20 protein-coding genes and 1 riboswitch are annotated in these 21,010 nt (G+C 66.1%); of the genes, 7 read left to right on the forward strand and 13 right to left on the reverse strand.

All coding sequences use genetic code 11. The features are described from left to right. Positions 1-59 precede the first annotated feature (59 nt). Positions 60-1,061, forward strand: coding sequence for a type I glyceraldehyde-3-phosphate dehydrogenase (gene gap / locus ASD22_RS15525; RefSeq protein ID WP_056085460.1), 1,002 nt, complete (start codon positions 60-62; stop codon positions 1,059-1,061). Positions 1,062-1,201: 140 nt separating this feature from the next. Here gap and fdxA read toward each other — a convergent pair whose 3' ends face one another. Beyond that, positions 1,202-1,540, reverse strand: coding sequence for a ferredoxin FdxA (gene fdxA / locus ASD22_RS15530; protein WP_056085461.1), 339 nt, complete (start codon positions 1,538-1,540; stop codon positions 1,202-1,204). Between the two features lie 140 nt (positions 1,541-1,680). Between fdxA and azu the strand changes: the two genes are divergently transcribed. Then, positions 1,681-2,127 carry an azurin gene (gene azu, locus ASD22_RS15535; protein WP_056085462.1) on the forward strand — a complete coding sequence of 149 codons (447 nt, stop codon included), beginning with the start codon at positions 1,681-1,683 and terminating at the stop codon, positions 2,125-2,127. 79 nt (positions 2,128-2,206) lie between these two features. After that, entirely contained in the window at positions 2,207-2,614 is a 408-nt protein-coding gene (locus ASD22_RS15540; RefSeq protein ID WP_056085463.1) for a group III truncated hemoglobin, read from the forward strand. A gap of 157 nt (positions 2,615-2,771) precedes the next feature. Here ASD22_RS15540 and tpx read toward each other — a convergent pair whose 3' ends face one another. Together tpx and ASD22_RS15550 are read right to left on the reverse strand one after the other, a co-directional pair. After that, positions 2,772-3,272 carry a thiol peroxidase gene (tpx, locus tag ASD22_RS15545; RefSeq protein ID WP_056085464.1) on the reverse strand — a complete coding sequence of 167 codons (501 nt, stop codon included), beginning with the start codon at positions 3,270-3,272 and terminating at the stop codon, positions 2,772-2,774. 25 nt (positions 3,273-3,297) lie between these two features. After that, the gene (locus tag ASD22_RS15550) at positions 3,298-3,735 is read right to left on the reverse strand and encodes a hypothetical protein (RefSeq protein WP_056085465.1); all 438 of its coding nucleotides are present in this window, start codon (positions 3,733-3,735) and stop codon (positions 3,298-3,300) included. Between the two features lie 202 nt (positions 3,736-3,937). Between ASD22_RS15550 and ASD22_RS15555 the strand changes: the two genes are divergently transcribed. Then, positions 3,938-5,602 carry an APC family permease gene (locus tag ASD22_RS15555; RefSeq protein ID WP_056085466.1) on the forward strand — a complete coding sequence of 555 codons (1,665 nt, stop codon included), beginning with the start codon at positions 3,938-3,940 and terminating at the stop codon, positions 5,600-5,602. Positions 5,603-5,657: 55 nt separating this feature from the next. Here ASD22_RS15555 and ASD22_RS15560 read toward each other — a convergent pair whose 3' ends face one another. Together ASD22_RS15560 and ASD22_RS15565 are read right to left on the reverse strand one after the other, a co-directional pair. Beyond that, entirely contained in the window at positions 5,658-7,250 is a 1,593-nt protein-coding gene (locus ASD22_RS15560) for a hypothetical protein (protein ID WP_056085467.1), read from the reverse strand. Between the two features lie 28 nt (positions 7,251-7,278). Continuing rightward, positions 7,279-7,725 (reverse strand): DUF3574 domain-containing protein, encoded by a 447-nt coding sequence (locus ASD22_RS15565; protein WP_056085468.1) that lies wholly within the window; start codon positions 7,723-7,725, stop codon positions 7,279-7,281. A 301-nt stretch (positions 7,726-8,026) separates the two neighbouring features. Here ASD22_RS15565 and ASD22_RS15570 point away from each other — a divergent pair, with 301 nt between their 5' ends. Continuing rightward, a complete protein-coding gene (locus ASD22_RS15570) occupies positions 8,027-10,483 on the forward strand; it encodes a TonB-dependent receptor (RefSeq protein ID WP_056085469.1) in 2,457 nt (818 codons plus the stop codon). 240 nt (positions 10,484-10,723) lie between these two features. Here the strand turns inward: ASD22_RS15570 and ASD22_RS15575 are convergent, their stop codons facing one another. The 3 genes from ASD22_RS15575 to ASD22_RS15585 all read right to left on the reverse strand — a co-directional run bounded on the left by ASD22_RS15575 (position 10,724) and on the right by ASD22_RS15585 (position 14,080). Next, a complete protein-coding gene (locus tag ASD22_RS15575) occupies positions 10,724-11,803 on the reverse strand; it encodes a homoserine dehydrogenase (RefSeq protein ID WP_056085470.1) in 1,080 nt (359 codons plus the stop codon). After that, positions 11,800-12,987: a cystathionine gamma-synthase gene (gene metB, locus ASD22_RS15580; RefSeq protein WP_056085471.1), complete on the reverse strand. Its 1,188-nt coding sequence runs from the start codon at positions 12,985-12,987 to the stop codon at positions 11,800-11,802. The genes ASD22_RS15575 and metB overlap by 4 nt, the downstream gene beginning before the upstream one ends. A gap of 70 nt (positions 12,988-13,057) precedes the next feature. Next, positions 13,058-14,080, reverse strand: coding sequence for a homoserine O-succinyltransferase (locus ASD22_RS15585; RefSeq protein ID WP_056085472.1), 1,023 nt, complete (start codon positions 14,078-14,080; stop codon positions 13,058-13,060). Positions 14,081-14,160: 80 nt separating this feature from the next. Then, positions 14,161-14,281: riboswitch (SAM riboswitch) on the reverse strand. A gap of 142 nt (positions 14,282-14,423) precedes the next feature. Here ASD22_RS15585 and ASD22_RS15590 point away from each other — a divergent pair. Together ASD22_RS15590 and ASD22_RS15595 are read left to right on the forward strand one after the other, a co-directional pair. Then, positions 14,424-15,059, forward strand: a complete 636-nt coding sequence (locus ASD22_RS15590) for a peroxiredoxin (RefSeq protein WP_056085473.1) — start codon at positions 14,424-14,426, stop codon at positions 15,057-15,059. 117 nt (positions 15,060-15,176) lie between these two features. Beyond that, entirely contained in the window at positions 15,177-16,193 is a 1,017-nt protein-coding gene (locus tag ASD22_RS15595) for a cysteine synthase A (protein ID WP_056085606.1), read from the forward strand. On the opposite strand, the gene queA is transcribed toward ASD22_RS15595, so the two are convergent. The 5 genes from queA to ASD22_RS15620 form a co-directional block, all read right to left on the reverse strand. Beyond that, positions 16,194-17,234 carry a tRNA preQ1(34) S-adenosylmethionine ribosyltransferase-isomerase QueA gene (gene queA / locus ASD22_RS15600; RefSeq protein WP_056085474.1) on the reverse strand — a complete coding sequence of 347 codons (1,041 nt, stop codon included), beginning with the start codon at positions 17,232-17,234 and terminating at the stop codon, positions 16,194-16,196. Between the two features lie 102 nt (positions 17,235-17,336). Continuing rightward, a complete protein-coding gene (locus ASD22_RS15605) occupies positions 17,337-17,939 on the reverse strand; it encodes a response regulator transcription factor (protein ID WP_056085475.1) in 603 nt (200 codons plus the stop codon). A 70-nt stretch (positions 17,940-18,009) separates the two neighbouring features. Beyond that, positions 18,010-19,218: a sensor histidine kinase gene (locus tag ASD22_RS15610; RefSeq protein WP_056085476.1), complete on the reverse strand. Its 1,209-nt coding sequence runs from the start codon at positions 19,216-19,218 to the stop codon at positions 18,010-18,012. Positions 19,219-19,259: 41 nt separating this feature from the next. Then, positions 19,260-20,033, reverse strand: a complete 774-nt coding sequence (locus ASD22_RS15615) for an ABC transporter permease (RefSeq protein WP_056085477.1) — start codon at positions 20,031-20,033, stop codon at positions 19,260-19,262. Continuing rightward, positions 20,034-20,963: an ABC transporter ATP-binding protein gene (locus ASD22_RS15620; protein ID WP_056085478.1), complete on the reverse strand. Its 930-nt coding sequence runs from the start codon at positions 20,961-20,963 to the stop codon at positions 20,034-20,036. Positions 20,964-21,010: the final 47 nt, after the last annotated feature.

Consider the following 21,010-nt stretch of genomic DNA (forward strand, 5'->3'; position numbering starts at 1 on the left):
AAACACCGGCGCCGTACCCCGCGGCAGCCATCCATCTTCGCAACGGAGGACGCTCTCTCATGACCATCAGGGTCGGCATCAACGGCTTCGGCCGCATCGGTCGCAACGTGCTGCGCGCAGCCGTGCAGAACTTCGGCAACGACATCGAGATCGTGGCAATCAACGACCTGCTCGAGCCGGATTATCTCGCCTACATGTTGAGCTACGACTCCGTGCATGGTCGCTTCAAGGGCGACGTCAAGATCGAGAATGGCCATCTGGTGGTCAACGGCAAGACCATCCGCCTGAGCCAGGAACGCGACCCGGCCAACCTGAAGTGGAATGAAGTGAACGCCGACGTGGTGCTCGAATCCACCGGCCTGTTCCTGACCAAGGAAACCGCGCAGAAGCATCTCGATGCGGGCGCGAAGAAGGTGATCCTGTCCGCACCGTCGAAGGACGACACGCCGATGTTCGTCTACGGCGTCAACGACAAGACCTACAAGGGCGAGGCGATCATCTCCAACGCCAGCTGCACCACCAACTGCCTGGCGCCGATCGCCAAGGTGATCAACGACAAGTGGGGCATCAAGCGCGGCCTGATGACCACCGTGCACGCCGCCACCGCCACCCAGAAGACGGTCGACGGACCCAGCAACAAGGATTGGCGCGGCGGTCGCAGCATCCTGGAGAACATCATCCCGTCCTCCACCGGCGCGGCCAAGGCCGTGGGCGTGGTGATTCCCGAGCTCAACAAGAAGCTCACCGGCATGAGCTTCCGCGTGCCGGTCGCCGACGTCTCCGTGGTCGACCTCACCGTCGAGCTGCTCAAGGACGCGACCTACGCCGAGATCTGCGCTGAAATGAAGGCGCAGAGCGAAGGCGCGCTGAAGGGCGTGCTGGGCTACACCGAAGACAAGGTCGTGGCCACCGACTTCCGCGGCGAAACCTGCACCTCGGTGTTCGACGCCGACGCCGGCATCGCGCTGGACAGCACCTTCGTGAAGCTGGTCAGCTGGTACGACAACGAGTGGGGCTACTCGAACAAGTGCCTGGAAATGGTGCGGGTCGTGGCGGGCTGACGTCTGCGTGCTCCTCCATGGAAAAGCCGGGCATTGCCCGGCTTTTTTTGTGAAGCGCGCGAAGTGAGTGGAGATGAGTGAGAAGTGAGAAAGGAGCCGGCGTTCGTCGCCGCTTTTTCTCGCTGCTCACTCCTTTTCACTTACCCCTCGTCCAGGCTCCGCTTCAACAGCGGCAATTTGTCCGGCACGCCATCCCACTTGGCGGCGTCGTCCATCGCGGGGATCTTGCTGGTCAGCACCGGCCACTCGCGCGCCAGCTCCGCGTTGATGCCGAGGAATACTTCCTGCCCGGCTGGCACGTCCAGCTCGGGGAAGATCGCACCCACCGGGCACTCCTCCACGCACAGCGTGCAGTCGATGCATTCGTCCGGATCGATCACCAGAAAATTCGGTCCGGCGTGGAAACAGTCCACCGGACACACCTCCACGCAATCGGTGTGTTTGCAATTGATGCAATTTTCGGTGACTACGTGCGTCATCAGGTTTACCTCATCTGGCAGCGACAGTGTCGCGTACGGCTTGCCGCACGGCGATGATCCAGGTCAGTGCCGACGCCTGCGCGGCGGGGGCACAATCGGCCTGCAGTTTATCCATGTCCCCTCTGCTGGAGTAATTCCCCATGCGCAAGTTGATCGCGATTGCCCTGCTCGGCCTGTTGTCCACCCCGCTGATGGCCGCCGAATGCACCACCACCGTCGAAGCCAACGACGCCATGCAGTTCAACGTCAAAACCATCACCGTGCCGAAGACCTGCAAGACGTTCGCCGTGACGCTCAAGCACACCGGCAAGCTGCCCGTCACCGCGATGGGCCACAACTGGGTGCTGGCACACAGCGCCGACGAATCGGGCGTCATCGCCGACGGCATGAAGGCCGGCGCGGCCAACAGCTACGAGAAGCCGGGTGATGCCCGCATCATTGCGCACACCAAGCTGATCGGTGGCGGCCAGTCCGACACGGCCACGATCAACGTGTCGAAGCTCAAGGCTGGTGAGCAGTACGCCTACTTCTGCACCTTCCCTGGCCATGCCGCGCTGATGAAGGGCACCTTGAGCCTGAGCAAGTAAGCTCGGCACAAGTACCAGGCCTTCCATCCGGGCGCGCGGTTCTGCCGCGCGCCCTTCATCATTCCAAGTCTCGAATCGCATGAATCCATCTGCCGCACTGGACGAACCCCTCCTGGCCACGCTGGTCGACCATTTCTACGAAAAGGTGCGACGCGACCCGGACATCGGCCCGATATTCAACGCCGCCGTGGACGACTGGGATGAACACAAACGCCTGCTGACCTCGTTCTGGGCGTCGGTGGCGTTGCGTGCGGGCAGCTATCGCGGCAACCCGATGGCGGCGCACCGGCCGCACCCGATCCAGGCACGGCACTTCGACCGCTGGCTTGAGCTGTGGCAGGAAACCTGTGGCGAGGAACTCGACGAGGCGAATGCCGCACAGATGCTCGACTATGCGCAGCGCATCGGACGCAGCCTGAAGTTCGGCCTGGGCCTGCATCCGGAAGGGCACGCTTTTGGTGTGCCGGTGGTGGGCGTCGGCCGCTGAGGGCGGACATACCCGAAGTAAATCTGGCTTTATTTGCAGGAGCGACTTCAGTCGCGATGCTTCTTCTTTTGAGGCCCGTTCTTTTGGGAACTCACAAGCAAGAGCATCGCGACTGAAGTCGCTCCTACACGTCGCCCGTAATCAGCGGGCGGCTCGATCACGCCAGTGCAGCGAGTGCGGCGTCGTAGTTCGGCTCGTTGCCGATCTCGCCGACCAGTTCGGCATGCAGCACCTTGTCGTGCTCGTCGAGCACCACCACGGCGCGTGCGGCAAGGCCGGCCAGCGGGCCTTCGGCGATCGCCACGCCGTAGTCATTGAGAAACTGGCGGCCGCGCATCAGCGACAGGTTGACCACCTTGTCCAAACCTTCGGCGCCGCAGAAGCGTGCCTGCGCGAACGGCAGGTCGGCCGAAATGCAAAGCACCACGGTATTGTTGAGCTTGCTGGCCGATTCGTTGAAGTGGCGCACGGAAGCCGCGCAGGTCGGTGTGTCCACGCTGGGGAAGATGTTGAGCACCTTGCGCTTGCCGGCGAAGCTCGCCAGCGTGGCGTCGGCAAGGTCACCCGCGACCAGGGTGAATGCCGGGGCGGCGGATCCCACGGCGGGAAACTGGCCATTGACGCTGATCGGCTTGCCATGAAAGGTGACGTTGGACATGTGAAGCTCCTTGGGGAATGAATCGTTACAAGTAGAACATGGTCTTGGCGAGAAACACGATGCCGACCATCAATGCCAGCACCACGCGATGCGTGTGCTTGAAGCGGCATACGTCCATCTTCCCATGGCGCATCGCCCACATCGCATTGACGAACACGCCCAGCACGGCGAACGCCAGCACCACCTTCAACAGCAACCAGTTGCCGAAGCGCGAGCCCACGCAGGCAAAGCCGTCACAGCGGATGTCGAACAGCACGCCGCCGCTGACGAAAAGCAGGATCACCACCACCGGCATGAAGCGCCGCACCCGCGCCATCACCGCCTGTTCGATGCGTTGCATGGTGGCCGTGTCGAACCGCTTGTGCAGCGACTCGACCACCAGCACCTCGAACGCCACCGCGCCCACGAAGATGATGGCGCAGGCCAGGTGGAGCAGAACGATCCAGGGATACCAGACAGACATGGAAGCACCACCAGCGCGCGACGAGGCCACCACTATCTTCCGCTCCACCGATAGCTGCCATGACTTGCATCAGCCCTTGCCACGCCGCGTCGTGCCCAGGCAACGTCCCGACCGCCCATGACCACTGGTAGATGACAGCCGTCGCGTGACTCTGCAACCATCGGACTCTTTTTTTGGCGTCAGCGCCCGCACAGGAGCTTCCATGTCCCAAGCCAGCCAGATCCGCCGCGATGTGGGGCCATTCGCCCTGATGCTTACCGGCCTGGGCTCGATCATCGGCTCGGGCTGGCTGTTCGGGGCGTGGCGGGCGGCGCAGATCGCCGGGCCGGGCGCCATCTGGGCCTGGGTGATCGGCGCGGCGATCATCATGACGGTGGCGCTGACCTACGCCGAGCTGGGCGCGATGTTCCCAGAATCCGGCGGCATGGTGCGCTACGGCCATTATTCGCACGGCTCGCTGGTGGGTTTCATCGCGGCCTGGGCGAACTGGATCGCGATCGTCTCGGTGATCTCGGTGGAGGCCGAGGCCTCGGCGCAGTACATGTCGTCGTGGAAGTGGCAGTGGGCGAAGGATCTGTACCACCAGATGCCCGGCGGCCACGGCGAGCTGAGCACCAATGGCCTGCTGATCGCGGCGGCGCTGGTGGTGATGTATTTCCTGTTCAACTTCTGGAGCGTGAAGCTGTTTGCGCGCTCGAATACGGCCATCACGCTGTTCAAGCTGGTGATCCCCGCGCTTACCGCGGTGCTGCTGATCGCCAGCGGTTTCCATGCCGAGAACTTCGCCGTGGGCATCCACGGCGAGCTGCACGAGACCGACTTCCCCTCGATCCTCACCGCGGTGGCGATCGCCGGCATCGTGTTCAGCTTCAACGGCTTCCAGAGCCCGGTGAACCTGGCCGGCGAAGCGCGCAACCCGGGCAAGAGCATCCCGTTCGCCATCGTCTGCTCGATCGGGCTGGCAACCGTGGTCTACGTGCTGCTGCAGGTGGCGTTCATCGGCTCGGTGCCGCGCGAGATGCTGGCCGACGTGGGCTGGCACGGGATCAACTTCAGCTCGCCGTTCGCGGACCTGGCGATCATCCTGGGCATGCAGTGGCTGGCGACATTGCTGTTCATCGACGCGGTGGTCAGCCCCAGCGGCACCGGCATGACCTATACCGCCACCACCGCGCGCATGCTCTACGGCATGGAGCGCAACGGCACGCTGCCGAGCATCCTGGGTCGCGTGCACCCGAAATGGGGCATACCGCGCCCGGCGATGTGGGTGAACCTGGGGGTGTCGTTCCTGTTCCTGTTTTTCTTCCGCGGCTGGGGTTCGCTGGCGGCGGTGATATCGGTGGCGACCATCATTTCCTACCTTACCGGCCCGGTCAGTGTGATGACGCTGCGCCGTACCGCGCCGGAGTTGAACCGCCCGCTGCGCCTGGCCGGCCTGTCGGTGCTGGCCGGCATCGCCTTCATCATGTCCACCGAGCTTTTGTATTGGGCCAAGTGGCCGCTGACCGGTGAAATCATCCTGCTGATGGTGGTCGCGCTGCCGGTGTATTTCTATTACCAGGCCAAGTCCGGCTGGCACGATTTCGGGCGGCAGATGAAGGGCGCCTGGTGGCTGGTGTTCTACCTGCCCACGCTGGCGCTGGTCTCCTGGGCCGGCAGCACCACGTTCGGCGGCAAGGGCTACCTGCCCTACGGCTGGGATCTGGTGGTGGTGGCGGGCATCGGGCTGGTGTTCTACCAGTGGGGCGTGAAGAGCGGCTGGCGCACGCCATCGGTGGAAGCGGCGCAACTGGAAGCGCGCCTCGATCCGAATGCACCGCTGGTACCGCCGGACGAGGAGACGGCCGAGCGGATTACCGGACACTGAGTCGTACCCCTTCCGATCGACGCAAACGCGCGGCCACGAGCCGCGCGTTTGCGTCTCAGCGTGCCGCACCGGCGCTGCGCCGCGCGTCGCCCAGCGACAGCAACACCAGCACCACAGCCAGCACCAGGTAGGCCCCGGCGAACTGCCACACCACGCCCTGCAGCGGCACGTCGAGCAGCCACGGCAGGTAGATGCCGCCGGACAGTTCCACCGAATGGATCACCCCGAACAGACTCAGCACCGCGCCCAGCAGCAGGATCAATGCGGCGCGCAACGGGCGCGCGTCGATCAGCGCCACCACGAAACTCGCCCAGATCATCGAAGTGATGATGAAACCGTTGCCCAATACGGTGATCACCGCCAGCTCGGAAATGCCGTGTGTGCCGTCGTTGAACAACTGCGCAAAATGCTCCGGCGACACATAGGTCGGATCGCTGAGCTTGATCGTCAGCATCCGCGCGATCGCCGGGAAAAAGCTGAACACCACCGCCGCGGCGTAACGCACCGGCGTGGCCTCGAACGCCTGCACGGTGATGCCGATGGCCACGAAAACCAGAATCGGCGCCAGCACCGGCAGCGGCAGCAGCTCGACCAGGTTGGACAAGTAGCCGAAGATGCCGCCCAGCCCGATCACGATGCCGGTAAGCAGCGTGTAACCGCTGCGCGCGCCCATCGCCTTGTACGAGGGCTGGCCGATGTACGGCGTGGTCTGCGCCACGCCGCCGCAGAAACCCGCCGCCAGCGTGGCCAACGCCTCCACCAGCAGGATGTCGCGGGTCGAATAATCATCACCGGCCGCGCGCGCACTCTCGGTGACGTTGATGCCGCCCACCACCATCAACAGGCCGAACGGCAGGATCAGCGGCAGGTACGGCACCACGTAGGCAAGCCCGTTCACCCATTGCAGCGTCGGCCACGGCAGCGCGAAACGCCACTGCCACGCCGCCGGTGCGTGATAGCCAGCGCCCAGCCAGCCCAGCGGACCAAGTACGTAATACAGCAACGCGCCGACCACGAACGCCACCAGCACGCCGGGCAGCCCGAACGGCATGCGCGCCCTGGCCACCAGCGCGTACAGCACCACGCCGAGCCCGGCAAAGCCCACCACCGGGATCTTGAGGATCTCCACCAGCGGCAGGAAGCCCATCAGCACCAGTGCAATGCCGGCGATGGAGCCGAGCAGGCCGGCGCGTGGCACGTGCCGTTGCACCATCGCACCGAAGAACGACAACACGAACTTCAACACGCCCATCACCACCAACGAGGCCATGCCCAATTGCCAGGTGGCGATCGCCGCGGCATGTTCGTCCATGCCACCATGCTTGAAGCCGAGGAAGGCCGGCCCCAGCACCAGCAGCGCCATGCCGATGCTGGTGGGCGCATCCAGCCCCAGCGGCATCGCGGTGACATCGTCGCGCCCGTTGCGCCGCGCCAACCGGCGTGCCATCGCGGTATAGGCGAGGTTGCCCAGCAGCACACCGAACGCGGTGCCGGGAAACATGCGCAAAAACACGATGTCCGCGGGAAAGCCGAAAATGCCGATCAGCGCCGTGGCGAGAAAGGCCATGATGGACAGGTTGTCTACCACCAGGCCAAGGAAGCCATTGAGGTCGCCGGGAGCAAACCAGCGGTTGCGAGAAGTAGTCACGAGGGAAGCCTGCAGGTGGAGGGGCGATTCAGAACGACACGTCGGCCGGCTGCGTCACGCGCAGTACCGACTGGTCACCGGTGCGCTGCTTCCACGCCGCGCGGATCGCCTCGACCTTGGCGCGGTTGGCCGGCGTGTCCGGGTAATCGATCACCAGCATCTTCGAGCGCAGCCGCTCGGGACTGGTCTGCTGCTTGCCCTGCCACTGGCCGTAGACGTCGATCACGCTGAGCCCGTCGGGGAAGCGCGTGCTGACCTCGTGGTCGAGGAACTCCCGCCAAGCCTGCTCGCTGATGCCCTGTTGCGGCTGGTCGGCCAGGCCCAGGCCGAAGTACAGCCGTGTATCGACCCAGCCCTGCGTCTGCGCCGGATGCGCGGCATCGCCGTGCAGGACGGCATTCGCGACGCCCGGTTGCGTCGCGCAACCCGCCAACAGCGCCGACAGCAAAAGAGCCGAAAACAAACGAAATTTCATTAGCACATTCCCGATGATCATTTGGACGTCTATACGTATAGACGGGTTTGGCGATAGAGTATTGGCAGCTACGGCACCGCGAGGCAACACCTATTTCTCGCCCGCGATGCAGCTACCCCAGGGATCCGCACGACATGCATCACCATCATCGCCACAAAAAGCCGCCCATGCACCAGTGCATGACGTCGCGGCGCTGTTGCTGTCGCTGAGCCCCTCTGCGACGTCCGGGCGTCGCCTCCCCTACCCGCATCCCCGCCATCGCTTCCCCGTCGATGGCCCCGCACCATCCAAGGAAACGCTCATGTCCTTCGCCCCCGTTCTCCCGCGGCACCACCGCCTGTACACCGCCGTGCTGCTGGCCGGCCTTGCCGCCTTACCGGTCCACGCCCAGCAGGCGAACGCCAGCCAGGCCCAGACGCTGCAACAAGTGGTGGTGACTGGCGTGCGCGCCAGCAGCCGTACCGCGCTGGAATCACCGGTGCCGATCGACGTACTCACACCTGACGACCTGCGCAGCGCCGGCGCACTGAACGGCGAGCTCGGCCAGGCGCTGGCCACCCTGCTGCCCTCGTTCAACTTCCCGCGGCAGTCCAACTCCGGCGGCTCCGACCACGTGCGCGCCGCGCAGTTGCGCGGGCTCTCGCCCGACCAGGTGCTGGTGCTGGTCAACGGCAAGCGTTTCCACACCTCGGCGCTGGTCAACACCGACACCAAGATCGGCCGCGGCACCACGCCGGTGGATTTCAACGCGATCCCGATCAGCGCGATCAAGCGCATCGAAGTGCTGCGCGACGGCGCCGGTGCGCAATACGGCTCCGACGCCATCGCAGGCGTGGTCAACATCATCCTCAAGGATTCGCCCGAAGGCGGCGAGCTGGAGAGCAGCTACGGCGCCAACCACACCTATTTCGCCCCCAGCCAGCAAACCATCACCGACGGCCAGAGCAGCTACGGTGCAGCCAATTTCGGCACCCGACTGGGCGGCAGCGGCTTCCTGCGCGCAGGTGTGGAAGTGACCCACCACGACGCCACCAACCGCGCCGGCCTGGACACCGTACCGGACTGGCTGGCCGATCCCACGCCGGCCAACCTGGCCCTGCGCGGCCAACGCAACTACGCGGCCGGCGACCCGCAGAGCGAGAGCTACAACGGCTGGCTCAACAGCGAGATCCCGCTGGGCGACACGGCCAAACTGTACTGGTTCGGCACTTATACCCAGCGCCACACCATCGGCGACAACTATTTCCGCTACCCGGACAGCAGCGCCAACATTCCCTCGATCTATCCCGAGGGTTATCGGCCCGAATCGCTGGGCCACAATCGCGACGTGCAAACGGCGGCCGGCGTGAAGGGCACTGCCGGCGAGTGGAGCTACGACGGCAGCGTCAACTGGGGCAGCAATGCCTTCGATTACGACCTGCGCCATTCGCTCAACGCCTCGCTGGGTGCGGACAGCCCCACCGCGTTCCACATCGGCAGCTACCGCTTCAACCAGGGCAGCGCCAACTTCGACGCCAACCGCGCCTTTGACGTGGGCGAGCGTGCGTTCACCCTCGCCGTGGGCGGTGAATTCCGCCGCGAAACCTTCGTCACCCATCCGGGTGACCCGGCCTCTTATGCGGTCGGTCCGGCACTCGGCGCGCCGGCCGGCGCACAGGCCGGCGGTGGCTTGCAGCCACAGGATGCGGCCAATCTTTCGCGCCGCGTCAAGGCGGTATACGCGGAAGTTTCCAGCGACCTCACCGATCACGTATTCGTCGATGCCGCCACCCGCTACGAGCATTACAGCGACTTCGGCGGCAACTGGAGCGGCAAGCTCAGCGCCCGCTGGGAATTCGTTCCGGGCTTCGCGCTGCGTGGCGCGGCCTCGAACAACTTCCGCGCACCGTCGTTGAGCCAGATCGGCTTCGAGTCCACCAGCACCGGCTACGGCGCCGACGGCAAGCTGGTCACCGGCCGCACCCTGTCGGTGAACAACCCGATCGCGCGCGGCCTGGGCGCGGTGCCGCTGACGCCGGAGAAATCGCGCAACTTCAGCCTGGGCCTTACCGCGCAGCTTGGCGGTGGCTTCGATGCCAGCCTGGACGTCTATCAGATCAGCATCGACAACCGCGTCACCCTGTCGCAAACCATCCGCAGCGACGGCCTGGAGGACTACATCCTGCAGCAGTTCGGCGTACCGGGCGTGCAGAGCGTGGCGTTCTTCACCAACGCGGTGGACACGCGCACCCGCGGCGCCGAACTGGTGGGCAACTACCGTACGCCGCTGGCCGGCGGGCAATTGCTGCTGACTGCCGCGTACAGCCACAACAAGACCGATATCCGCAAAGTGCGCGACACGCCGGCGCAACTGACAGCAATCGGCACCGGCAACGTGTTGTTCGGCGACGAGGAGCGCAACACGCTGACCGACGCCGCGCCACGCCAGTGCGGCTCGTTCAGCGCCCGCTGGGACACCGCGCGCTGGGGACTGCTGGGCCGGGTGATCCGCCAGGGCGCCACCACCCGCGTGTTCGATTTCGGCGACGGTTACGAGCCGACGCAGACTTACGCGGCGCGCTGGCAGCTCGACGCCGAGCTGGCATTCCACGCCACGCCTCGCTTCACCCTCGCGCTGGGCGGCTACAACCTCACCAACCAGTACCCGACCCGCTCCAACAGCGACATCAACTACGCGGAGAATTTCCCGTACGACGTGATCTCGCCGATCGGCAACAACGGCGCCTACTGGTACGGCCGGGTGCGCTACACGTTCTGAGTTCTGACGAAGCGCTCCCGCCTTGCGCGGGAGCGGCTCTTTGCCTGTGGACAATCCCTCGAACAACCCCTTCACCGGGATCACGAGTCATAACCCGCGGCTAGTCGAGGCCCCCTGCACGAGCGCACCCTGTGCGCGATGCTCCTTGCCATATGCCCCATCGAAAATCCTTTCCGTGGGCGTGTGGCAGAATGGCATCGCGCACCGGGTGCGCTCCTACAAAGACGCTCGCGGCGGGGCTCAGCCCAACGCCAACACGTCGCCCAGCAGCGCCTGCGCCGTCACTTCCGGCCCGGCGCCGGGGCCCTGGATCACCAGCGGCGTGGTGTTGTAGCGGGTAGTGGTGAGGGCGAACTGGTTGTCGGTGCCGTTGAGGCGGGCGGCCGGATGGGTGGCGGCGACTTCCACCAGACCCACGCGGGCGCGACCGCGCTGGTTGAGACGGGCCAGGTAGCGCAACACGTTGCCGCGCGATTGCGCATCGGCATGGCGGGCGGCCAGCGGCGCGTCGAGTTCTTCCAGGCGGGTCAGGAACTGCTCGGTGTCCAGATCGCGCAGGGATTCGGGCACCAGGCTCTCCACGTCCACCTCTTCGCTGCCCAGCGCGAAGCCGGCATTGCGGGCCAGGATGAGCAGCTTGCGTGCCACGTCTTCGCCCGAGAGATCGGCGCGCGGATCGGGCTCGGTGTAGCCGAGCTTGCGCGCGTCGCGCAGCAGCGCGGAAAACGGCTGGCTGCCGTTGTACTGGTTGAACAGGTAGGACAGCGAGCCGGAGAACACGCCTTCCAGCGTGAGCAGGCTGTCGCCGCAGCCGAGCAGGCGGCGCAGCGTGGAGATCACCGGCAAGCCGGCGCCGACGGTGGCGGCATCGCCATAGCTGCCGCCATGGGCACGGGCCGTCTGCAGCGCGCGCCAGCCGGAAAGATGGCCGCCGGCCAGCGACTTGTTCGCCGTGACCACGTGATAGCCGCGTGCCAGCCAGTCGGCGTGACGCGAGGCCAGCGTGGTACAGGCAGTGGCGTCGACCACGACCCTCAGCTCACTGCCGCTGGCGTCCAGCGCCGCAAGCAGGGCGTCGTCATCACGCGGCTGGCCATGCTGCTGCCAGGAGCCATTCAATTCACGCGAAGCGATGCCGTCCGCGTCGATCTGCTGCTGGCGCGAATTGGCCACGCCGATCAGGCGTACGTGTTTCGCCACCGGGGTTTTCAGCAGCTCCAGCAGGGCGCCGCCCACCACGCCGGTGCCCAGCAGCACCAGCGCGATATCGGACGTTTTGCGATGGGCGAACGGTGATGCGTCAGTGGCCGGCACACTCATGCGCTGACCCGACGTTTGGAGAGCACCGCCTGGGCGCGTTCCAGCGCACCATCGAGATCGCGCAACAGATCGTCACCGTCCTCGATCCCCACGGACAGGCGCAGCAGGCTGTCGGCGATGCCGGCCGCGTGCCGTGCCTCCGCCGCCATCGAGGCATGGGTCATCGAGGCGGGATGGGCCACCAGGCTTTCCACGCCACCCAGCGACTCGGCCAGCGAGAAATATTCCAGGCCGTTGACGAAGGCCTCGACCTGCTGCAGGTCGCCATCCAGCTCGAAGCTCAGCATCGCGCCGAAGCCCTGCTGCTGGCGCGTCGCCAGCGCATGCCCGGCGTGACTCGCCAGGCCCGGGTAGTAAACCTTGCGCACGGCACCGTGCGCCTCCAGCCGTTCGGCGATGCGCGCGGCGTTTTCCTGATGCTGGCGCAGGCGCACCGACAGCGTGCGCAAGCCGCGCAAGGTGAGGTAGCTGTCGAACGGCGCGCCGGTGAGGCCGTTGCAGTTCGCCCACCACTTCAACTGCTCGAACACGGCCGCATCGCGCGCCACCACCGCACCACCGACCACGTCGCTGTGGCCGTTGATGTACTTGGTGGTGGAGTGCAGCACCACGTCCGCGCCCAGCAGCAAGGGCTGCTGCAGCGCCGGCGACAGGAAGGTGTTGTCCACCACCACCAGCGCGCCGACCGCATGCGCCGCCTGGGTGACGTGGCGCACGTCGGTGATCCGCAGCAGCGGGTTGGACGGCGTCTCCACCCACACCAGCGCCGGCTTGGTGGCCAGGCCGCGGGCCAGTGCCGCCGGATCGGTGAGGTCGGCGAACTCGAGGGTGAAACGGCCCTTCTTCGCCCAGGCATCCAGCAGGCGCCAGGTGCCACCGTAGCAATCGTGCGCCGCCAACACCTTCGCGCCGGCTGGCACCAGCTCCAGCGCGCACGCCACCGCCGACATGCCGCTGGAGGTGATCACGCCGCCCGCGCCCTGCTCCAGCTCGGCCAGCGCATTGCCCAGCAGGTCGCGCGTGGGATTGCCGCTGCGCGAGTAGTCATAGACGCGCTTGTTGCCGAACCCGGCGAAGCTGTAGTTGCTGGACAGGTGCAGCGCCGGCACCACGGCGCCGTGCTGGGTGTCGCTCTCGATGCCGGCACGCACCGCGCGCGTGCTGGGGGCGGATGTATCGCTCATGGGGTTCTCCGGATTACGGGTGTAGCGGCAGGTGCGCAAAAGGTTGAAGGCGGGCAGTCCGTGGCGGCGTTCATCGCAGCGCCTGGCGCAACAGCGGCACGAGTTGTTCGGGCTCTTTCAGGAACGCGTCGTGGCCGTACGGCGACTCGACCACTTCCAGCGTGGCCGGCCCGTGCAGCCGACGCTGCAGCTCGCACAGATCGGCCAGCGGTACCAGCCGGTCCGACGGAAAGCCGATCAGCGTGGACGGCGCGTGGACCTGTTCGGGCGCCACTTCGTGCAGGTCGATCGATTCGGACAGGGCCAGGAAGCGGTCGGCGTCGAAGCGCTCCACGAAGCGCTGGCCGGCATGGTCGAGGTAATCCTCCACCGGGAAATGAAAGCGGTCGCCACGCCACTGCGGCTCACCGGAGAAGCGGCGGCCGAACTCGGCGCTGCCACGGTAGGTGGTCATCGCCAGCTGACGCGCCAGCGACAGTGCCTGATCCACCTGGCCGGTGGACTGGCCCATGCGCACGATGCCGCGCTGCACGCTGCGCTGGGCGGTGGACAACGGGTGCGAGCGATGGGCACCGGCCAGCAATACCAGCCGCCCCACCTCGCGTGGGTGGCGCTGGGCAAACGCCAACGCGGTCATCGCGCCGTAGGAAGCGCCCACGAAGGCATGCAACTGGGTAATGCCCAGCGCCTTCAGCAACGCGGCCAGCGCGTCGGCCTGGTCTTCGCTGGATACCGCCTGGGCGTTCAATTCGTTCGGGGTCAGCCAGTCGATGGCCAGCACCCGGTAGTGATCCAGATCCACGCCGCCGCCGGCGGATACCAGCGACTGCCACCAACCGGGCTTGCCGGCCTCATCCAGCGAGGTGACGTCGCGGTTGGCCGAAATGCCGCCCAGCACCACAACCGTCGGCGCATCGGCCGCGCCGCACCACAGGTAGCGCACGTCGACTTCACAAGGGCCGTTACCGTACTTCGGGGTCAGCGTCAGTCGCCGGCTGCTGCGCTGCGCACCGAGCTCGCCACGCGCACGCGTCGCCGGAAACTCCACGATGGAGGCAGTGTGGGCCGGGCTGATTTCGGGCTGGCGGGTCATGCGGATCTCCGATCATCATCGTCTTGCGAAGACCGGAAGGGCCGCCCGGCGCAACAGGCGGAATCGCCGGTTACGCATGACGCCCATCTACCGGTTGATGCCGATCCGGCACCTCCGCAGGAGTTGGCACCGTCGCGAAATACATCCTCGCAGGTTGCCCCGGCATCCAAGGGCCTGTCCCTCCGCCGGTCTCGATGAGTGAAGCGCACACTAAATGCTTTATAGGGTGCTGTCAATAGCCGTCTAAACATCTAAACGCATATATGTTTATTCGAACATGCCATTAGCCTTTGACGCCCCGTAGACGCATCCTCGTTGGCACCAACTACCGGAGAACCTTTCCATGAGCCTTCAGCTTGGCGACACCGCCCCCGACTTCACCATCGACTCCACCGCCGGGTCGACCAATTTCTACGAATACGCGGGCGACAACTGGGTGGTGTTCTTCTCCCACCCGAAGGATTTCACCCCGGTATGCACCACCGAGCTGGGCGCGTTCGCCCGCCGCAAGGGTGAATTCGACGCCCGTGGCACCAAGCTGATCGGCCTGTCGGTCGACTCCGTGGACGATCATCACGGCTGGGCCAAGGACATCCAGGATGTCGGCGGCACCGCGCTGAACTACCCGCTGCTGGCCGACCAGGAGCGCAAGGTCGCCGGCCTGTACGGCATGATCCATCCGAAGGCCGATTCCACCGCCACCGTGCGTTCGATCTTCTTCATCGACCCGAAGAAGAAAGTGCGCACCGTGCTGACCTACCCGGCCAGCGCCGGCCGCAACATCGACGAAGTGCTGCGCATCCTCGATTCGCTGCAGCTCACCGATGGCCGCAAGCTGACCACCCCGGTCGACTGGAAGGCTGGCGAAGACGTGATCATCGCCCCGTCGGTGTCGGACGAAGAGGCCAAGGCCATCTACCCGAACGGCTGGAAGACCCTGAAGTCCTACCTGCGCCTGGTGCCGCCGCCGGCCGCCTGAACGTGATCGCTGCGTGACACCCGTGCCTCCATCCGCCCTGCGGGTGGGGGCACAATCGTTAAGGCGTTGCCTTGAACATGCATCACAATGAAAACTTTCGTCACGGCCACACCGCTCATGAGCATTAGTCCCGACCTTTCCGCCAGCGTGGGACACACCCCGCTGGTACGCCTGCGCCACGCCTCCGAACTGACCGGCTGCCATATCCTGGCCAAGGCCGAGCTGCTCAACCCCGGCGGCTCGATCAAGGACCGCACTGCGCTGGGCCTGATCCTCGATGCGGAACAGCGCGGTGAACTCCTGCCCGGTGGCGTCATCGTGGAAGGCACCGCCGGCAACACCGGCATCGGCCTGACCCTGATCGGTGCCAGCCGCGGCTATCGCACGGTGATCTTCATGCCGGAGACGCAGAGCCGCGAGAAGATCGACACCTTGCGGGTTTCGGGCGCTGACGTGCGGCTGGTACCCGCCGTGCCGTACAGCAACCCCAACCATTACGCGCATCACGCCCGCGCCTACGCCGAGGCGCTGAACAGCGCCAAGCCCGGCAGCGCGTGGTTTGCCAACCAGTTCGACAACACCGCCAACCGCGATTACCACGAAGCCACCACCGGCGTGGAAATCTGGGAGGACACGGCGGGAAGGATCGACGGCTTCGTCTGCGCCGCCGGTACCGGCGGCACGCTGGCCGGTGTGGGCCGCGCGCTGAAAGCGCGCAACGCGGCCGTGCGCATTGCGCTGGCCGACCCGGCCGGCTCGGCGCTGGCGCACTTCATCAACGCGGGCGAACTGCTGGCGAGCGGCAACTCCATCAGCGAGGGCATCGGCTCCAGCCGCATCACCGCCAACTTCGCTGACGCGCCGATCGACCTGGCCTGGTCGATTCCGGATGACGAATCGGTACCGCTGGTGCATCGCCTGCTGCACGAGGAAGGCCTGTGCGCCGGCGGCTCCAGCGGCGTCAACCTGGCCGGCGCGATCCGGCTGGCGCGCGAACTGGGCCCGGGCCACACCATCGTCACCATCCTGGCCGACGCCGGCACGCGCTATCAGGCCAAGCTGTTCAACCCGCCGTTCCTGCGCGAAAAAGCTATCCCGGTACCGGCCTGGCTGGACAAGGCGTTTCCGGCCTGATCAGCCGGCACCCGCCGGGCGCGGCAGGATCAGCATCGCATCGCCATAGGAGAAAAACCGGTAGCGCTCCGCTACCGCGTGGCGATAGGCGTCGAGAATCACCTCGCGCCCGGCCAGCGCCGACACCAGCATCAGCAATGTGGATTGCGGCAGGTGGAAGTTGGTCAGCAGGCCATCGATGCTGGTGAATGTGTAGCCGGGGAAGATGAAGATCTGCGTCTCGCCCGCGAACGGATGCAACTGGCCATCCTTGCTGGCGCTTTCCAGTGCGCGCACCACCGTGGTGCCCACCGCGATCACCCGCCCGCCGGCGGCACGGGTGCGGCGGATCTGCTCGATCAGGTGCGCGCCCACGTTGAGCCACTCGCGGTGCATGTGGTGGTCTTCGAGATTGTCCTCGCGCACCGGCTGGAAGGTGCCGGCACCCACGTGCAGCGTGATGTAGCCGGCATCAACACCGCGCTCGCGCAGCGCGTCCAGCGTGGCCTGGTCGAAATGCAGGCCCGCCGTGGGCGCCGCCACGGCGCCGGGTTCGCGCGCGTAGACGGTCTGGTAGCGCTCCAGGTCGCTGGCGTCGGGATGCCGCGCGATATACGGCGGCAACGGCATTTCACCCAGTTTGAGCAGCAGTTTTTCCAGCGGCTCGGGCGCCTCGAAACGCAGGTGGAAGAATCCCTCGTCGCGCCCCAGTACCACCGCGTGGCTGCCATCGGCCAGTTCGATGCGGCCGCCCACCTTCGGCTTCTTGCTGACACCCAGTTGCACCGTGGCCTCATGCGCACCGGTGACGCGCTCGATCAGGATCTCCACCGCGCCGCCGGTGCTCTTGTGCCCAAACAGGCGCGCAGGCAATACCCGCGTGTCGTTGAACACCAGCAGATCGCCCGGCTGCAACATCTGCGGCAACTCGCGAAACATGCGGTCCTGCAGCGCGGGTGCGGAGGCGTCCAGCAGCAGCAGGCGGCTGGCGGAGCGCTCGGCCAGCGGCGCCTGCGCAATCAGCTCGGGCGGCAATTCAAAATCGAAATCGGACTTCTTCACTTGGGGACTCGGGTAACGCCCGCGCGTGGCGGGAAACAGGACATTATCCCGCAGCCGGCGACGGCCGGCACGCCCGGAAACAAATGCGCCCCCGCGCCAACCTCAAAGCCAGCCCTTCTGACGCGCCAGCCGATAGGCCTCGATGCGGTTGTTGACGCCCAGCTTGCCGATCGCCTCGGACAGGTAATTGCGCACGGTGCCGTGCGACAAATTCAGTTGCGTGGCGATGTCGCCCGCGGCCTGGCCTTCGCCGGCCAGACGCAACACCTGGCGTTCGCGGTCGTTCAACGGGTCAGCCTCCGACCACGCTTCCAGCGCCAGTTGCGGATCGATCGCCCGACCACCGCGGTGCACGGTGCGCAAGGCCTCGGCCAGGTTTTCCGCCGGTGCGTCCTTCAGCAGATAACCCGATACGCCCGCATCCAGCGCGCGGCGCAGGAAGCCAGGGCGCGCGAAGGTGGTGACGATGACCACCTTGATCGGCAGCTCCTGGCGCTGGATGCGCTGCGCCAGCTCCAGCCCGGTCAGGCCGGGCATCTCGATGTCGGTAACCAGTACGTCGGGCCGCAATCGCTGCAGCTCACGCCAGGCGGCTTCGCCATCGGCCACCGAGCCCAGCACCTCGATGTCCGATTCCAGCCCAAGCAGGGCCGACAGCGCGCCACGCACCATCGCCTGGTCCTCGGCCAGCAGGATGCGGATCATGCCGCGACTCCGCGGCTGGCAGCGTGGCGTGGGGCGATGGAGGCGTTCGAGTTCGACAAGCGGGGGATCCTCATGCGGCCGGTTGCTCCGAAGCGGTGGCGGTATGGTCTGGCGTCGCGTCGGTAAACGCGGACGATGTCTCCACCAGGCGCAGTGTGGGCACCGGCACGCTCACCTTCAGGCACGTGCCCCGGCCTCGCGGCGAATCGATCGTCAATGTGCCGCCCAGCGCCCGCACCCGCTCGCGCATGCCGCTCAAGCCATTGCCGTCGCTGTCGATGCCGCCGCGCCCGTTGTCACTGACCTGCATGCACATGCGGGCGTGTTCGTGCACCCACTCGATCCGCGCGCGACTGGCCGCGGCGTGACGCGCGATATTGGTGGCCGCCTCGCGCAGCACCAGCGACAGGCCGCGCTCGATCTCGCCGGGCAATGCCGGTGGCGAACCGTAATCCAGATGCACCATCGAGGACGCCAGCAGCAGCCGCGCCGATGCCAGTTCGGCGGCCAGGTCGGCGGTGCGGATACCGGTTACCGCGCTGCGCACTTCGGCCAGGGCGTGACGCGCGACTTTCTCGGCATCCTCGATCTCGCGCCGGGCCGCCTCGCTATCGCGGTCGAACAGCTTGCGCGACAGCTCCAGCTTCAAGGTGATCAGCGACAGCGTGTGGCCCAGCAGGTCGTGCAGATCCCGCCCGATGCGCTCGCGCTCGGCGGTCGCGGCCAACCGGCGCACCTCGTCGTGGGAGAGCTGCAGCTGGGCATCCTTCTCTTCGTTCGCGCGCTCCGCGTTGATCACGATGCCGACGATGAACGAGGTCACCGGGATGGTGAATATGGCTTGCCACGGATACTGCAGCAGCCACGTTTCCAGCAGCAGGGTCGCGTTGAGCACGGTCAACCACGCCAGATACGAATGGAACCGCATGCGGCACACGCGCAGCATCACGCAGCCATAAACGAAATAGGTCAGCCCACTGGGATACCACGGCACCAGCACCATGCTCAGCAGCACCATCGCCAGCGCATAGCCGCGCGCCGTCAACCGGGGCGCCACCACGCTCTTGTAATACAGCAGAAGAAACACCGGGTAGCTGACCAGGGTGCAGACCAGCCAGCGCGTGTTCCAACCCTCGCTGCTCCACAACGGCGTGACAAACAACCAGAACGACCAGAGCAGGTGCACGGCATGCACCCACGGCGATTTGCCCTGCCGAAAGGCAGCCGCCGCCAGCGAGTCCGGTGCCGGCAGAAAAAATGCCGCAATGCGTCGATTCATGCCGCCTCCCTCGCCGAGCGTTCGAGCCTTGCCATGCTACTTCAACCGTGCCGGCGCAGACGCCGCGCCGCCAGCAGCGTGAAGCCCGCAGTGACACCCAGCAGCACCATCAGATGGCCCGCCAGCGGCTCGTCGTTCATCCCCACCGACGCCAGCGCCAACCTGTCCAGGTGATAGGCCGGCCACACCGGCGCGATCTGCTGCAGAAACTTCGGCAGCATCGGCAGCGGAAACCACAAGCCGGACATGAACGACATCGGCAGATAGATCAGCTGCAGCATGCCCGGCGCGCCCTGCCCCTTGATCAGCGTGCCCACGAACATGCCCAGCGCGCAGAACGGCAGCACGCCCAGCACACCGGTAAGCAGCAGCGCCGCGGCCTGGGCCAGGCTCAAGGTCACATGTCCCAGCGAGAACGCCATCGCCAGCAACAGCAGGATGACAACGCCCGCAGCGGCCATCGCCATCAGCATCTTGCCCAGCAGATACGCGCCCGGCGGCATCGGCAGCGCGCGCTTGAAAGTGAGCAGGCCACCATCACGCTCCAGCGCCAGCGACACGCCAAAGCCGAACAGGCCCGGGCTCATCACGCCGAACACGCCATAGCTGGCCAGCAGGTAGCGCGCCGCATCGGCACCGTTCGATTTCGCCATCAACACGCCGAACAGCAGGTAGAACATCGCCGGAAACAGCATGATCGGCAGCATGAAACCGGGCGCCCGCATGTAACGCAGGCACTCGCTGCGCGCTTCTTCGAGATACGCGCCGATGACACGGCGGCGCGGCATGGCAGGGGTAGACAGGGCGACTTCCATTCAGGCGGCCTCGCGTTGGTCGGTGCCGGCTGTTTCGGCGGCATCCCGGGTGAGTTCGGTGAACGCTTCGGCCAGGCCGGCGCGCTGCACCTCCAGTTCGCGCAATTGCAGGTCGGCCGCCAGCAGGCGGCGCACGACCGCCTCGGCGTCGGCGGCCGTGATGTGCAGGCGCCCGTTCTCCTGCTGCACGTCGGCGATCTCCGGCCAGGCGCGCAAGGTGTCGATCGGCAACGTGCTCAGGCAGCGGATGCGTCGCAGCGCCACCCGCGCCCGCAAGGCGTCAACCGTGCCTTCGTGGATCACGCGGCCGTGCGTCATCACGCAAACGCGGTCGGCCAGCGCCTCGGCCTCTTCCAGGTAATGCGTGGTCAACAGCACCGAGCAACCTTCGGCGATCAACTGACGGATCGCCGCCCACAGTTTCTGGCGCGCCTCGATATCCATGCCCACGGTAGGCTCATCCAGAAACAGCAGCTCGGGCCGGCCACACAGCGCCAGCGCGAATTGCACGCATCGCTGCTGGCCACCGGAGAGTTTCGCGTAGGGACGCCGCAGCAGGTCGCCGATGCCGGCCATGGCGGCGGTTTCCTCCAGGCGGCGCGGTGCGGGGTAATAACTGGCGGTCAGCCGCAACAGCTCGCCCACGCGCAGGGTCGGCGGTAGCTCGGCACTCTGCAGCATCACGCCGATGCGGCGGCGCGCCTCGATGCGCTGCGGATCCATCCCGAACAGCTCGACGGTGCCCGCATCGGCCCGCGCCAGCCCCAGCAGCAGACCGATGGCGGTGGTCTTTCCGGCGCCATTGGGGCCGAGCAGAGCCAGCAATTCGCCGCGCTGCACCACGAGATTCACGGCATCCAGCGCAATCTGTTGTCCGTAGCGCCGGGTGGCGCCCGCAAGGCGTGCAACGGGGCGTGAGGCAAGGTCCATGACGATCTCCGCGAGGGTGATTTATCGTGCACGGCACAAGAATTTCC

This window comes from Rhodanobacter sp. Root480 (assembly GCF_001426645.1).
GTDB lineage: Bacteria > Pseudomonadota > Gammaproteobacteria > Xanthomonadales > Rhodanobacteraceae > Rhodanobacter > Rhodanobacter ginsenosidimutans.